The organism is Geodermatophilus sp. DF01-2, assembly GCF_004571065.1.
Classification (GTDB): Bacteria; Actinomycetota; Actinomycetes; order Mycobacteriales; family Geodermatophilaceae; genus Geodermatophilus.
On record NZ_SPQN01000030.1, the window covers coordinates 1 to 14,422 of the forward strand.

At 74.0% G+C, this 14,422-nt stretch carries 13 protein-coding genes; 6 read left to right on the plus strand and 7 right to left on the minus strand.

The window, feature by feature from the left end:
* Positions 1-1,683, minus strand: a 1,683-nt coding sequence (locus E4P41_RS10135; RefSeq protein ID WP_135141128.1) for a DEAD/DEAH box helicase, incomplete at its 3' end; no start/stop codon positions are given.
* Positions 1,684-1,820: 137 nt separating this feature from the next.
* Between E4P41_RS10135 and E4P41_RS10140 the strand changes: the two genes are divergently transcribed.
* On the plus strand, positions 1,821-2,471 hold the full coding sequence (locus E4P41_RS10140; RefSeq protein ID WP_209307637.1) for a ferritin-like fold-containing protein: 651 nt from the start codon (positions 1,821-1,823) through the stop codon (positions 2,469-2,471).
* A 355-nt stretch (positions 2,472-2,826) separates the two neighbouring features.
* Here E4P41_RS10140 and E4P41_RS10145 read toward each other — a convergent pair whose 3' ends face one another.
* Positions 2,827-3,063, minus strand: coding sequence for a DUF3107 domain-containing protein (locus E4P41_RS10145; RefSeq protein ID WP_135141132.1), 237 nt, complete (start codon positions 3,061-3,063; stop codon positions 2,827-2,829).
* 105 nt (positions 3,064-3,168) lie between these two features.
* Positions 3,169-3,819 carry a TetR/AcrR family transcriptional regulator gene (locus E4P41_RS10150; protein WP_135141134.1) on the minus strand — a complete coding sequence of 217 codons (651 nt, stop codon included), beginning with the start codon at positions 3,817-3,819 and terminating at the stop codon, positions 3,169-3,171.
* 68 nt (positions 3,820-3,887) lie between these two features.
* On the opposite strand from E4P41_RS10150, the gene E4P41_RS10155 reads away from it, so the two are divergent.
* Positions 3,888-4,970 (plus strand): alpha/beta hydrolase, encoded by a 1,083-nt coding sequence (locus E4P41_RS10155; protein ID WP_135141136.1) that lies wholly within the window; start codon positions 3,888-3,890, stop codon positions 4,968-4,970.
* A 454-nt stretch (positions 4,971-5,424) separates the two neighbouring features.
* Positions 5,425-6,219, plus strand: coding sequence for a DUF3152 domain-containing protein (locus E4P41_RS10160; protein ID WP_245177246.1), 795 nt, complete (start codon positions 5,425-5,427; stop codon positions 6,217-6,219).
* Between the two features lie 170 nt (positions 6,220-6,389).
* Here the strand turns inward: E4P41_RS10160 and E4P41_RS10165 are convergent, their stop codons facing one another.
* On the minus strand, positions 6,390-6,824 hold the full coding sequence (locus E4P41_RS10165) for a VOC family protein (protein ID WP_135141140.1): 435 nt from the start codon (positions 6,822-6,824) through the stop codon (positions 6,390-6,392).
* Positions 6,825-6,946: 122 nt separating this feature from the next.
* Here E4P41_RS10165 and moeZ point away from each other — a divergent pair, with 122 nt between their 5' ends.
* From moeZ to E4P41_RS10180, 3 genes are all read left to right on the plus strand, one after another.
* A complete protein-coding gene (gene moeZ, locus E4P41_RS10170) occupies positions 6,947-8,107 on the plus strand; it encodes an adenylyltransferase/sulfurtransferase MoeZ (protein ID WP_135141142.1) in 1,161 nt (386 codons plus the stop codon).
* A gap of 117 nt (positions 8,108-8,224) precedes the next feature.
* Positions 8,225-8,803 (plus strand): TIGR03086 family metal-binding protein, encoded by a 579-nt coding sequence (locus E4P41_RS10175; RefSeq protein WP_135141143.1) that lies wholly within the window; start codon positions 8,225-8,227, stop codon positions 8,801-8,803.
* 22 nt (positions 8,804-8,825) lie between these two features.
* Positions 8,826-9,170 (plus strand): MGMT family protein, encoded by a 345-nt coding sequence (locus tag E4P41_RS10180; RefSeq protein WP_135141144.1) that lies wholly within the window; start codon positions 8,826-8,828, stop codon positions 9,168-9,170.
* A gap of 188 nt (positions 9,171-9,358) precedes the next feature.
* Here the strand turns inward: E4P41_RS10180 and E4P41_RS10185 are convergent, their stop codons facing one another.
* From E4P41_RS10185 to E4P41_RS10195, 3 genes are read right to left on the minus strand one after another with little or no spacing between them, the layout of a single operon-like run.
* A complete protein-coding gene (locus tag E4P41_RS10185) occupies positions 9,359-12,226 on the minus strand; it encodes an FAD-binding and (Fe-S)-binding domain-containing protein (protein ID WP_135141145.1) in 2,868 nt (955 codons plus the stop codon).
* Positions 12,219-13,595 (minus strand): MmgE/PrpD family protein, encoded by a 1,377-nt coding sequence (locus E4P41_RS10190; RefSeq protein ID WP_135141146.1) that lies wholly within the window; start codon positions 13,593-13,595, stop codon positions 12,219-12,221. Before E4P41_RS10190 ends, E4P41_RS10185 begins: the two co-directional genes overlap by 8 nt.
* Entirely contained in the window at positions 13,592-14,416 is an 825-nt protein-coding gene (locus E4P41_RS10195; protein WP_135141147.1) for a DUF6282 family protein, read from the minus strand. Before E4P41_RS10195 ends, E4P41_RS10190 begins: the two co-directional genes overlap by 4 nt.
* Positions 14,417-14,422 lie beyond the last annotated feature (6 nt).

Genomic DNA, 14,422 nt, shown 5'->3' on the forward strand with positions numbered 1-14,422 from the left:
CGTGGCGGCGGTGCCGCCACGGGTCCGCCGGCGCGGGCGGCTCTTGCGGGCGCCGACCGGCTGCTCGCGGTCCTCGCGTGCGGGGCCGCGCCCGCCTCCGCGGGTGCGCTTGCCGGTCTCACCGAGGTCCTCGAGCGTCTCGGCGTCGAGACCCTCACGGGTCCGCTGGGCGCGCGGCAGCCGACCCGTGGCGCCCTCGGGCACGTCGAGGTCGGTGTAGACCCACGGAGAAGTGGAGTAGGTCTCCGGCGGATTGTCGAATGCCAGGTCGAGCGCCCTGTTGATCAGCTGCCAGCGCGGGACGTCGTCCCAGTCGACGAGGGTGACCGCGACACCGGTCTGCCCGGCGCGGCCGGTGCGGCCGATGCGGTGCACGTAGGTCTTCTCGTCCTCGGGGCACTGGTAGTTGACGACGTGGCTGACACCGGTGACGTCGATGCCGCGAGCGGCGACGTCGGTGGCGACGAGCACGTCGACCTTGCCGCTGCGGAAGGCACGCAGCGCCTGCTCACGGGCGCCCTGGCCGAGGTCACCGTGCACGGCGGCCGCGGCGAAGCCGCGCTCGACCAGCTCGTCGGCGACCTTCTGCGCGGTGCGCTTGGTGCGGCAGAAGACCATCACCAGGCCGCGGTCGCGGGACTGCAGCACGCGGGCGAGCAGCTCGGGCTTGTCCAGGTTGTGCGCCCGGTAGACGAACTGGGTGGTCTGCGGGACGGTCGAGCCCTCGTCGTTGCCGTGCGCGCGGATGTGCGTCGGCTGGGTCATGAACGACCGGGACAGGGTCACGATCGGGCCGGGCATCGTCGCGGAGAACAGCATCGTCTGTCGCTTCTCCGGCACCATGCCGAGAATCCGCTCGATGTCGGGCAGAAAGCCCAGATCGAGCATCTCGTCGGCCTCGTCGAGGACGAGGACCCCGACCTTGCCCAGGATGAGGTGGCCCTGCTGGGCGAGGTCGAGCAGCCGGCCGGGCGTGCCGACGACGACCTCGACGCCGGTCTGCAGCGCCTGGACCTGTGGCTCGAAGGCGCGACCGCCGTAGATGGCCTGCACGCGGATGCCGCGCCTGGCGCCGGCGGTGGACAGGTCGCGGGCGACCTGCACGCACAGCTCGCGCGTGGGCACGACGACCAGGGCCTGCGGGACGCCGTCGCCGCCCTCGGCCGGCGGGGTGACCCGCTGCAGCAGGGGGACGCCGAAGCCCAGGGTCTTCCCGGTTCCGGTGCGTGCCTGGCCGATGAGGTCGTTCCCGGCCAGCGCCAGCGGGAGGGTCAGCTCCTGGATGGCGAAGGTCCGGGTGATGCCCACCTCGGCCAGCGCCGCGACGACGTCGGGGTGGACGTCGAAGTCGCTGAACAGCGGGGCGTCCTCGGCGACCGGTGCGCCGCCGAGCTCCTCGACGGACTGCTCGAGCTGTTCGGGGGCGGGCGCGCCGGTCTCGGCGTGCTCGAGGTCGGGGGTGGTGGGGATGTTCGCGGTGGAGGTCAGTGCTCTCGCCTCTGGTCTGCTGGGGGACCGGCTCCGGCGGCGCCGTTGCGCCGCTTCACACCTGTCCCGGTCGGGTGTCGCGGGATCAGTTCCAGCGCCGACGCGGCCAGCAGAACCGGGCCGCACCTGGAGTGTCGGCCCGGGAGGCAGCCCCTCGGGGCGTCGTCTCCAGCGGTCGTCAGCGCGCAGATACACCAGCGAACCGAAGGGCTCGCCAATTCCCATCCTAGCGTGCGCACCGGTTAGCCTCCGTGCGCCGCGCTGTCCGGGGCCCTCGGGACCACCCGTCCGGGGCAGGCGCCGAACCGTTCCGCCGACCCCGGGAGCTGCCAGTGGCCACCGTCGACGAGCAAGCCGTCGTCGACCTGCTGGGGGTGCTGGCCTACGCCGAGCTCACCGCCTTCGACCGGCTCGCCGAGGACGCGCGGCTGGCGCCCACGTTGGCCGGCCGGGCCGCGCTGGCGCAGATGGCGGCAGCTGAGATCGACCACCACGCCCGGTTGACCGCGCGTCTCGTCGACCTCGGCGTCGACCCGACCGCGGCGATGAGCCCGTTCGTCGCCGCACTCGACGCCTTCCACGAGAGCACCCGGCCGCGCACCTGGCTGGAGGGGTTGGTCAAGGCCTACGTCGGGGACGGGCTCGCCGCCGACTTCTACCGGGAGATCGCGGCGTTCCTCCCGGAGCCGGACCGCGGGCTGATCCTCGACGTCCTCGCCGACACCGGCCACGCGGATTTCGCCGTCCGCGAAGTGCGGGCGGCCATCGCCACCCACCGGACCGTCGCCGGCCGGCTGGCGCTGTGGGGACGACGGCTCGTGGGAGAGGCGATGACGCAGTCCCAGGCGGTCATCGCCGAGCGTGACCAGCTCGCCGCGCTGATCGTCGAGGGCACCGGTGACCTGACCGGCATCGGACGGCTGGTCGAGCGGATCACCACCGCGCACACCGAGCGGATGAAGACCCTCGGGCTGAACCCCTGAAGGACCCCGGTGCCCCCCACGCCTCGCACGCTCGGCGCGGGCCCCTGCACCGGGGCCGGTCCGTCGCACCCGGTGGGGACCCTCCTGGCCCCCTACCGGGAACGATCCTCGCAGGCGGCTCCCCTCACTGCCGTCCCCGAGTCAGCGAACACACGTCAGGCGCCCTCTCGACATTCCGGAGAGGGCGCCCGACGTGTGTTGGGCGACAGCGGGCCCGCCCGAGACGACGACGGGGCGCCACCGCAGCTGCGGCGGCGCCCCGTCGGGTCGGGTCGTCAGGCCATGCTGTCTGCGCGACTCCGCGCCCCGGTCTGCTCCTCGCTCGTTCCTCGCTGCGATGCTCCCGGGACTGTCGTCAGGAACCGGCGATGAAGCCCACGCGCCGCTGGTCGGCCTGGGCGATCTCCACGTAGGCGATGCGGTCGACCGGGACGAGCACGCGGCGACCACGGTCGTCGACCAGCGTCAGCAAGCCGTCCTTGGTCGCGCCGGACATGGCCTTCGCCACCTCGGCGGCGATCTCGTCGGGGGTCTGGGGGCTGTCGATGACCAGCTCCCGGGGGGAGTGTTGGACACCGATCTTGACTTCCACGGGGGATGCCTCCTCGAGTTGCGCGGCTGTTCCCCACGCTAGTGCAGCCGGCGAGCCGCCGACCTGCGGTGCAGGTGCGCCGTCAGCGAACGGCGACGGAGGCGTTCAGCGCGGCTGGCCCTCGCCGCCCTCGACGCGCGGGAAGCCGGAGATGCCCCGCCAGGCCAGGGCGGTCAGGAGTGACACCGCCTCGTCGCGGGACACCGTGCCCTTGCGGGGCAGCCACCAGCGGGCGCTGGTCTCGGACAGCCCGGTCAGACCCGAGGCGAGCAGCAGCGCCCGCTCCCGGTCCAGGCCGGTGTCGGCGGCGATGACCTCGCCGATCGCCTCCACGCAGGCCCGGTGGCCGCGGTCGGCCAGCTCCCGGACGTCGTCGTCGTTGCGCAGGTCGGACTCGAAGACCAGCCTAAACGCGGCGCCGTCGGCGTTGATGAAGTCGAAGTAGGCGCCGACCGCCCCGTTGACGCGGGTCCGGTTGTCGTCGGTGCCCTCCATGGCCTCGCGCACCCGGTCGGTGAGAAGGGTGACCTGCTGTTCCAGCAGGGCCAGGTACAGCTCCCGCTTCCCCGGGAAGTGCTGGTAGAGCACCGGCTTGCTGACGCCGGCCCGGTCGGCGATCTCGTCCATCGCCGCCGCGTGGAAGCCCTGGGCGACGAAGACCTCCTGCGCTGCCTGCAGGAGCTGCGCCCGGCGGGCGCCCCGCGGCAAGCGGGACGGGCGGCGGACGGGCGCGGACGCAGACCGGGGTACGTGCATGGCGGACGGATGTTACCGACGAGTCACCCGATCGTGCGTCCGCATCCGCGCTGACCTACCGTCGGCCGGTGCCCGAGGCTCCCCAACCGTCGTCCGGCGTCGCGGGCGGGCGCCCGGTCCGGCCGGCCCGGCTGTCGGCCGTCCCGCTGCCGCGCACCGACACCGTCCCCCCGCCGTGGCCGGGTGAGCCGGCCCCCGTCCGCGGAGGAGAGGTCTTCGTCCGGCGGACGCCGTGGAGTGGCCCGGTGGACGGCGCCTGCGCGGGTGCGTCGCGGGAGCGGGCGCTCTACGTGCACGGGTTGGGCGGGGCGTCGACGAACTGGACCGACCTCGCGGCGCTGCTCGCCGTCCGTTTCGACGGCTGGGCCGTGGACCTGCCCGGGTTCGGCCGCTCGCAGCCGCCGGCACGCTCCTCGTACTCGATGCGCGGGCACGTGGCGGCGGTGGTCGACGTCCTGGAGCGGATCGTCGCCGAGCCGGGGGAGGGCTCCGGCCGGCCGGTGCACCTGCTGGGCAACTCGCTCGGTGGCCTGGTGTCGCTGTTCGTCGCCGCCGGCCGGCCCGACCTGGTCGCCACCCTGACGCTCGTCTCGCCGGCGATGCCGGTCTACCGCGTGCCGCGGGCCTTCAGCCGCACGCTGCTGCTGCTCCTGCTGCCCGGGATCCCGACGCTGGCCGAGCGCCGGCTGTCCGGCGTGACGCCCGAGCAGCAGGTCCGCGGCATGGTGCAGATGTGCTTCGGCGACCCCCGCCGGGTGCCGAGGGCACGGCTGGAACAGGCGCTGCAGGAGATGCGTGAACGGGCCGAGCAGCCGTGGGCGACGCGCGCACTGACCCGCAGCATGCGAGGGCTGATCACCTCGTACCTGCGTGTCGGCCCGGGCAACGCCTGGCGGATGGCCCGGTCGTTGCGCCCGCCGACACTCGTGGTCTGGGGGGACCGGGACCGCCTCGTCGACCCCGCGCTCGCGCCGCGACTGGCCGCTGCCGTCCCCGACGGACGGCTGCTGGTGCTGGACGGGGTCGGGCACGTCGCCATGCTCGAGGCGGCCGAGCCGACGGCGCGGGCGGTCCTGGCCCTGGTCGAGGACGCCACCGCGGCCGCGGAGCAGCCGGTGACGACCGACCGGGACGGGGCCCAGGCCTCCTGACCCACCACCGCCGGGGGGCCGGCCTGCTGCACGCCGTCCCGACGCGCTCTGCACAGGAGCCCCTCCGCCGTGAGAGTCTGGCGGGGTGAGCCCCGCGGACGCCTCTTCCGGCCGCGGGCCGAACGGGCGCCCGGGAGCATCTCCGGGCGCCGGCCCGCGCGCTCGCCCCACCGGCCCCGAGGAGTCGGCCCGCGGCCTCCCGCGAGTGCCCCCACCCGCCTCCCGCCGTGCCGATCCCCCCGAGGGCCCGCAGCACGTGGACACCAACCCGGTGATGACGCGCTCCGGCGCCGGGTCGCGAGGAACGCATGAGCGGAGCCGTCGCACCGTGGCCGCCGGCCGGTCCGCGCGCCCCGGTCCCGCGGACCCCGGCGGTGCGGGCGGGCGCCCGGACGCCGCCGGGCGGACCCCCGCGGGGTCCCCGGGCCGGCGGGGTGGCCGTGTCCGCCGGTTCATGACCCGGTGGGGATGGCGCGCCTACGCGATCCCGCTGCTCGCGCTCGCCACCCTGGTCACCCTCGTGGACCTGACGGTCGGCGGACCCGGGGCCGGCGAGCCGGCCATCGCCTCGTCCGCTCCCTCGGCCGCGGCGGCTCCCAGCACTGCCGAGGGCGAGCCGGTCACCGAGCCCTCGTCCGAGCCCACGGCGCCGGCCGAGGGGGACGCCGGGCCGTCCCAGGCGCCGGAGAGCTCCGCCGGTGCCCCGGGGTTCGTGCAGCAGGGCGCCGGGACCGTCACCGTCGTCCCCGGAACCTCGCAGGTCTACGGCAGCGGGCCGCTGCAGCGCTTCGTCGTCGAGGTCGAGGACGGCATCGGGGTCGACGGCGCCGGGTTCGCTGCCGCGGTCGAGGGCACGCTCGGCGACCCGCGGTCGTGGGGCAACGGTGGCCGGATGTCGTTCCAGCGGGTGGGCCCGGCCGAGGCCGCGGCCGGCGGGTACGAGTTCAAGGTGACCCTCATCAGCCCCGGCAACATGGAGACCTACTGCCCAGGGGTGGGCACCGGTGGCTACACCTCCTGCCGGTACGGCGACCGCGCCGTCATCAACCTGGCCCGCTGGGAGACCGCCGTCCCCGACTACCAGGGCGACGTCGCCACCTACCGGCACTACGTGGTCAACCACGAGGTCGGTCACGCCCTGGGCAACGGTCACCGGCCGTGCCCTGGCCCGGGTCAGCTCGCTCCCGTCATGCAGCAGCAGACACTGGGCCTCGATGGCTGCGCGAAGAACCCCTGGCCCTATCCGTGACATGGTCGGCCTACCGGCCTACCGGCCGACACCGCCACCACGTGTCGCTCCCTAGGTGCGCTGAGCGTGTCCCGCGCACTCGTCGGGGAGCCTTCGGCCCCCGCTCCTCGCACGCGCCTCGCAGGGCGGCCCGCCCGGGAGGCCGCGGTTCCGCACGGAGCGCGACGGGGTCAGAGCGGCGCGGTGAGCTCGATGGCGATGCCGTCGGGGTCGAAGGCGGCGAGGAAGGCCATGCCCATGACGGGCACCTCGCGGATCGGGCCGTGCTCGACGCCGCGCTCGTCGTAGCGGGCCAGCGCGGTGTCGAGGTCGGCCCGGCTGGGGACCGAGAAGCTCAGGTGGTCCAGGCCCACCCGGAAGGGGTCGAAGCGGTCATCGGCGTGCGCCGCGTCGACCGGGCGCAGGCCGACCATCACTCCGGCGTTGACGAGGACGACTCCGCCCTGCAAGAGGTCCTCCACCTGCCCGTCGGGATCGTCGTCGGGCGGGCCGTCCAGGGCGACGTCGAAGCCCAGCACCTCGGTGTAGAAGGCGCGCGAGCGCGCGACGTCGATCACGGTCAGCCGGATGTGGTTCGGGGTCCCGATCTGCAGCGGCGCGCTCATGGGCCCGACGCTAGGGGAAGCCGCCGCAGTCCACAGCGGGAAGAGGAGGGCATGCCACGCTGTTGTCCCGACGAACGCCGGCCCCGTCACCGGGCCGTTGTCGAGCGACTGAGGAGCAACCCGTGTCCCTGCCTCCCCTGGTGGAGCCCGCCGCCGACCTGTCGATCGACGAGGTCCGCCGGTACAGCCGTCACCTGATCATCCCGGACGTCGGGATGGACGGGCAGAAGCGGCTGAAGAACGCCAAGGTGCTGGCCGTGGGCGCCGGCGGCCTCGGTTCGCCCGTGCTGATGTACCTGGCCGCGGCCGGCGTCGGCACGCTGGGCATCGTCGAGTTCGACACCGTCGACGAGTCCAACCTGCAGCGCCAGATCATCCACGGCGCCTCCGACGTCGGCCGGTCCAAGGCCGAGAGCGCGCGGGACTCCATCAAGGAGATCAACCCGCTGATCGATGTCCGGCTGCACGAGACGCGGCTGGACACCGACAACGTCCTGGACATCTTCGGCCAGTACGACCTCATCGTCGACGGCACCGACAACTTCGCCACGCGCTACCTGGTCAACGACGCCTGCGTGCTCTTGAACAAGCCGTACGTGTGGGGCTCGATCTACCGCTTCGACGGTCAGGTCTCGGTCTTCTGGAACGAGCACGGCCCCAACTACCGCGACCTCTACCCGGTGCCGCCGCCGCCGGGCATGGTGCCCAGCTGCGCGGAGGGCGGCGTGCTCGGCGTCCTGTGCGCCACGATCGGCGCGATCCAGGCCACCGAGGCGGTCAAGCTCATCACCGGCATCGGGGAGACCCTGCTCGGCCGGCTCATGGTCTACGACGCCCTGGAGATGACCTTCCGCACGATCACGGTGCGCAAGGACCCGGAGGCCGAGCCGATCACCGGCCTCATCGACTACGAGACCTTCTGCGGTGTCGTCTCCGTCGAGGCACAGGAGGCGGCCGCCGGCTCGACGATCACCGTCGACGAGCTCAAGGACATGATGGACGCCGGCAAGGACTTCGAGCTGATCGACGTCCGGGAGCCCAACGAGTACGAGATCGTGTCGATCCCGGGCGCGGCGCTCATCCCCAAGGACGAGATCCTGTCCGGCCGGGCGCTGGCGCAGTTGCCGCAGGACAAGCCGATCGTGCTGCACTGCAAGACCGGTGTCCGCTCCGCCGAGGCACTGGCGGCGCTCAAGAACGCCGGCTTCTCCGACGCCGTCCACGTCCAGGGCGGCGTGACGGCGTGGGCCACGCGCATCGACAAGACGCTGCCCACGTATTAAGGACCCCGCGTCCCCCCACCCCTCGCAGGTTCGGGGCGGGGCCCTGACGCGGGGCCGCCGAGGGCCTGGTCCGTCCCGCACGGGGCGGGCCGGGCCCTCGCGCTGTCTACTGACCACATGGCCGACTTCTCCGCGACCGAGCTGCTGGCCCTGTTCCAGCGCGCGCAGGCCGCCTTCACCGACCGCGTGGACGCGGTGGAGCCCGAGCAGTGGGACGGCGACGCGCTGCCCGGGTGGACCGTCGCCGACCTCGTCGCCCACCTGGTCTCCGAGGCGCTCTGGGCGCCGCCGCTGCTGGCCGGCGAGCCGTACGTCGACGGGCGCTTCCCCGACGACACGGCTGACCTGCTCGGCGACGACCCGCTCATCGGCTGGGAGAGCGCAGCGGACGCCGCACTGGCCGCCTTCGCCGAGGACCGGGCGCTGTTGCACACCGTCCATCTGCAGCGCGGTCCGACCCCGGCGGCCGAGTACATCGAGGAGATGACCGCCGACCTCACGGTCCACTCCTGGGACCTCGCCCGCGCCACCGGCGGCGACACCGAGCTGGACCCGGCGATCGTCACGGCGTCCCTCGTCGTCGCGGACCGGCTGCCGGGGGAGGGCGTCCCGGGGCTGTTCGACCCGCCGCTGGACGTGCCACCCACCGCCTCGCCGCAGACGCGGCTACTGGCCCGGTTCGGCCGCCGCGGCTGACCCGCCGCAGCCGGTACAGCGGGTGGACGACAATGCACCCCGGTCCCGCGCCAGGAGCACCGGCGGGCCGCCGTCCCCGGACGCCTCGCTGGACGTCGACGAGGCGGTGTTCGACGTCATCGAGCGCATCCCGCCCGGCCGCGTGAGCACCTACGGCGCCATCGGCCGGCTGGTCGGCGTCGGACCGCGTCGGGTCGCCCGCGCGCTGTCGCAGGGCGGGGGAGCGGTGCCCTGGCACCGCGTCGTGCGCGCCGACGGGACGGCGGCCGAGCCGGTCCGCGTCCGGCAGCTGAAGCTGCTCGCCGCGGAGGGTGTGCCCGTGCACGACGGCCGGGTCGACCTGGCCGTTGCCGGCTGGCCGGATTGATTGCCTCAGCCTGTGCCGATTGCAGGGGCAGGTGCAACACAGCGCCCTTCATCTCCGGGTTCGCGGTGGGTCGAGTTCGCCTTCAGACATGGCTGGCCGGGACAGTCGGAGGACGAGCCGCAAGTGGTGCACCCCTGCGCGGACGCGACCAGCCGGGGGCGGCCGAGGAACGGCCGCATCCCCCTCGTTCACTCGGCGTGCCAGGTCATGGTGTCGTCCACCTGTTTGCTGCGCCCCGCCTCGGCGAGCAACTCCGCGAGGTGGCGGCCCTGGCGGTCGCCGAGGTGCGTGAGCTGCGTCCGGCAGGAGAAGCCGTCGGTGAGGATGACCGCGTTCTCGCCGGCGGCCCGTACCGCGGGCAGCAGCGCGGTCTCCGCGACCGCGACGGAAACGTCGAAGTGCCCGCGCTCGGCGCCGAAGTTCCCCGCCAGTCCGCAGCACCCGCCAACTGCCGTCACCGACGCCCCGCCTCGGCGCAGCAGTTCGGCGTCGGCGCCGAAGCCCATGACCGCGTGCTGGTGGCAGTGTGGCTGCGCGACACCGTGGACCCCCGACAGGTCCGGCGGCCGCCACCCCTCGCGCGAGGTCAGCAGCTCGGCCAGCGTCCCGGTCGCCGAGGCCACCGCGCGGACCCCCGGCGCGTCCGGCCCGAGCAGTTCTTCTGCGTCGCCGCGGAACACCGCGGTGCACGATGGCTCGAGCCCCACGATCGGCACGCCCGCCTCGGCTGCGGGAGCGAGCGCGTCGACGCTGCGCTGCAGCTGCTTCTTCGCCGCGTCGAGCTGGCCGGTGGAGATCCAGGTCAGCCCGCAGCAGACCGGCTCGTCGGGAATTCGCACGGAGAACCCTGCGCTCTCGAGCACCTCCACGGCCGCCGCGCCAACCTGCGGCGTGAAGTGGTTCGTCCAGGTGTCCACCCAGAGCACCACCGGGTCACCCGGAGCTGACTCGGGCCGCCCGGCGAACCAGTCCCGGAACGTCCGCTCGGCGAACTGCGGCAGCGGCCGTCGCGGGTCGATCCCGGCCAGTCGCTTGCCGAGCGCGGCAGACGGTCCCAGCCTCAGGAGCCGGTTGGTCAGCCGCGGCGCCCGCGACGCGAGCCGCGCCCACCGCGGCAGCCACCCCAGGCTGTAGTGCGTGCGCGGCCGCGGCCGCCGCTTGTACGACTGGTGCAGCACCTCGGCCTTGTAACTCGCCATGTCGACCCCGGTCGGGCAGTCGACCGCGCATCCCTTGCACTGCAGGCAGAGGTCGAGGACCTGGTGCACCTCCGGCGACCGCCAGCCGCCGCGCACCTGCCGGCCGTTCACCATCTCCTGCAGCACCCGGGCCCGGCCGCGGGTGGAGTCCTTCTCCTGGCGGGTCGCGAGGAAGGACGGGCACATGACCCCGCCGCTGCCGGTGATGTCGGCGCGGCACTTCCCGACGCCGGTGCACCGGTGCACCGCGTTGGCGAAGTCGCCGTCGTCGTCGTCGTAGGCAAGCGCCAGCCCGCGCCGCACCGGCCGGGCCCCGGGAGCCCGCAGGTCGGCCGTCGCCGGGGCGGGATCGACGAGCACCCCGGGGTTGAGCAGGCCCTCGGGGTCGAACGCGCGCTTGACCGCGGCGAACGCGGCCAGCGCGGCCGGTGAGTACATCAGCGGGAGCAGCTCGCTGCGGGCCCGGCCGTCGCCGTGCTCTCCCGACATCGATCCGCCGTGCGAGGCCACGAGCCGCGCCGCGTCGAGGAGGAACTCGCGGAACACGCCCACCCCGCCCGGTTCGGAGAGCGGGAAGTCGATCCGGACGTGGACGCACCCCTCGCCGAAGTGCCCATAGGGCAGCCCCACCAGCCCGCGCTCGACCAGCAGGGCGTCGAAGTCGCGCAGGTATGCGCCCAGCCGCTCGGTCGGGACGGCTGCGTCCTCCCAGCCGGCGTGGAAGAACCGCCCGCCGGCCGGGCGGCTGGCCAGCCCGGCGCCGTCCTCGCGGATGCGCCAGAGCTGCGCGGTCTCCCCGCGGTCGGTGACCACCCGGGCGTCGAGGGCGCCCGCGTCGGCGGCCACCCTGCCAGCCAGGTCGGCGACCTCGGCTGCGGTGTCGCCGCCGAGTTCCACGAGCAGCCAGCCGGCCCCGCGGGGCAGGTCGGGCACAAACGCCGGCCCGCGGCGCCGGAGCACCACGTCGACGATCCGCGCATCGAGGCCCTCGATCGCCTTGGGGCCGTGCCGGCGTATGGCGGGAGCGGCGTCGGCGGCACTGGCCATGTCGGGGTAGCCGAGGGCGAGGAGCGTCGTCACCCGCGGGGCTCGGGCGAGGCGGACCGTGGCGCCGGTGAGCACGCCGAGCGTGCCTTCCGTGCCGACCAGCGCGCGGGCGACGTCGAACGCATGCTCCGGGAGGAGGTGCTCCAGCGAGTAGCCGGACACCTGCCGGCCGAACCGGCCGAACTCGGTGCGGATCACCGCCAGGTTGTCGCGGACGACGTCGGCCAGCGCGCGCACGGCCGGGGACGACGCGGGGTCCGCCTGTGCCCGGGCCGTGATCCGCTCCCCGGCGCCGGTGAGCACGTCGAGCGCGACGACGTTGTCACTGGGCCGGCCGTAACCCAGCGACCGGCTGCCGCAGGAGTTGTTGCCGATCACCCCGCCGAGCGTGCAGCGGTTGTGCGTCGAGGGATCGGGGCCGAACCGCAGTCCGTGCGGCGCGGCGGCCCGCTGCAGGTAGTCGAGCACGACGCCCGGCTGGACGACGGCGGTCGCCGCCTCGGGGTCGAGCGCGACGACTCGGTGCATGTGGCGGGAGAAGTCGAGCACGAGACCCGGGCCGACCGCGTTCCCCGCGATCGAGGTGCCGCCGCCCCGTGGCGTGACCGGGACTCTCAGAGAGCGGCACACCGACAGGGCGGCCTCCACGTCGTCGGCGGAGCGGGGGAAGGCCACCGCCTGCGGCACGACCCGGTACAGCGAAGCGTCGGAGGAGTACTCGGCCCGGGCTCGGCTGGAGGAGTCCACCTGCACTCCGGCCGACTCCAGCCCGGCAGTCAGGTCCCTGATCAACGTCGCGGGGCTACTCATGACTGTCCTTCGCGTGTGACTCGGTGAGGTCGGGCGGCGCCGTCCCCGGCGCCGCGTACAGGTCGTCGGTGAGGAGGCGCAGGTCGCCGCCGGGCTGTGGCGCCGCGGCCACCAGGGCATGGAGCCGCTGCGCCCGCTCGCGCCCGACGACGGGCTCGGTGTAGGACCAGTACTTGGCGGCCAGGTCGCCGTCCGCCAGAGGATCCTCCGGATCCCCGCATGCTTCGACGAGGCCTGAGGTCAGCCGGCGGCCGTCGGCGAGCCGGACGGTCACCCGGGCTTGGCGCCGCGCCGGGAATGCCTCGCTCATCTCGGCGCACTCGGTGACCGTCATGGTCCGGGCGAGTCTGCGGATGACCGCGTCGGTCTCGGGCAGCTCGGTGACGTCACACGGAAGCAGTCTCCCGCGGGCAGCGGCCACCGCGACCGGGAACGGCAAGCTGTACTGCGCTTGCTCGGTTGTGAGCGGTTCACGAACCGCCAGCCGGGTGGCCAGGCGGAACGTCTGCACGTCGATGTGTTCGATGGCGGCCGCGGCGAGCCCGTTGCCCTCGACGAGTGAGATCACTGCGTCAACAGCCGGATGCGCCCATCGGCACACCGGGTACGGCTTGACGTACTGCTCCAGGATTCGCCACGTGCTGCCGAGGTCGCTCCACAGCCCGCTCGCGGCGCTTTCGACGAGGGCCGGCGGCGCGCCGGTGAATCCCTGACTGGCCAGCAGCGAAGCAGACACACCTGCCTGGCAGCCCCCGGCTGAGCTGTCCTTGACCATCGTCGGGTGGTCGAGCACCCGGGTCATCGGCCCCCGCGGCGCGTGGTATTCGGCGATGCCGAGCGCGTGGCTCACCTGCGCGGCATCGAGCGCGAGGGCTCGGCTGCCGGCCGCAGCGGCCCCGACCGCGTTCCACGCTCCAGAGCTGTGGTAGTCGCCTGCGCTGGCGTGCAGCGCGATGCCGGCGCGAGTCGCGACCTCGTACCCGACGACCAAGGTGGTCAGCAGGTCCATGCCGTCGCTGCTGAGGGGATCGAGGAGGGCGAGCGCCGCGGGCAGGACGCTCACGCCGGCGTGGCCCTTGGTGAGCCGGTGCCCGTCGTGCGCGTCCATCGAGTCGATCGCCGCGGCGTTGGCGAACGCCGCGCCGACCGAGCTCACCGGCCGGCCGTCGAACAGCAGCCGGGCGGTGCGCCCGGCCGGCAGGAACTGGTCGAGCGCATGCTGACGCGCAATCCGGGACAGCTCTGTCGTGCTACCGGCCGCTGCCACCGCGACCAGGTCCAGCAGGCAGCGATGCGCGCACTCCACCACCGCAGCCGGCAAGTCCTCGAACTCGAGCTCCCGGATGAATTCCGTGACGCCGGAGCTCACCGCAGGAACAGCTCAGCGGGGACCGCCGAGGCGGCGGCGTCGAGCCGTGACCGCGGCACCCCGTGCGCCGCGAGAACGGCGATGAGCTGCTGCAGAGCCTCGGGGGGCGGAGGGGAGTCGGGCTGCCCGGCGTCGGAGGCGAGCACGAGCCGGTCGCCGGCGGCCCGGGCCACCTCCGCCAACATCTGGGGCGAGCAGCCAGGCTGGTGGAACAGCTGGTAGGCGGTGATCTCGACGTGGCCGCCGAGGTCGGCGAGCTCGGCCACCTCACCGGGGGTGAGCCCCGGCACGGTGTAGGACGGGTGAGTCAGCAGGACGCGCCGGATGCCGAAGTGCCGGGCGCGCTGAAGCAGCCAGGCGCACTCCGGCCCGCTGAGGTGCCCGGTCGCGAGCACGGCGTCGTGGTCGGCGACCAGCTGCAGCACGAGCTCGGTGACCCTTTCGGCGTGCGGCTCCACGGGCGGCACCGCGTACACCTCGCGCGACAGCCGGGTGTCCCGGTCGCAGAGCCGCGGCAGCCCGGCCCGCTCCTGGGTGTGCGCGTCGGCGCTCGGCATCCAGACGACCCGCCCGCCGGCGGCGAGTGCCGCGGCGGCCGCCGCGGGATTGACGCCTCCGGCAGTCTGGTTCAGCGCGACGCCGCCGACGACGGCGAGGCCGGACCGGCGGGCCAGGGCTGCCGCGCGCCCTACGGTGGACTCGTAGTGCCCCTTGAGCACGAACCCGTCGAACCCCGCGGCGACGTAGCTCTGCAGGATGTCCTCGTCCTCGCCGATACGGTCAACGACGTCGGGCCCGGCATGGACGTGCGAATCGAACATCGCCGC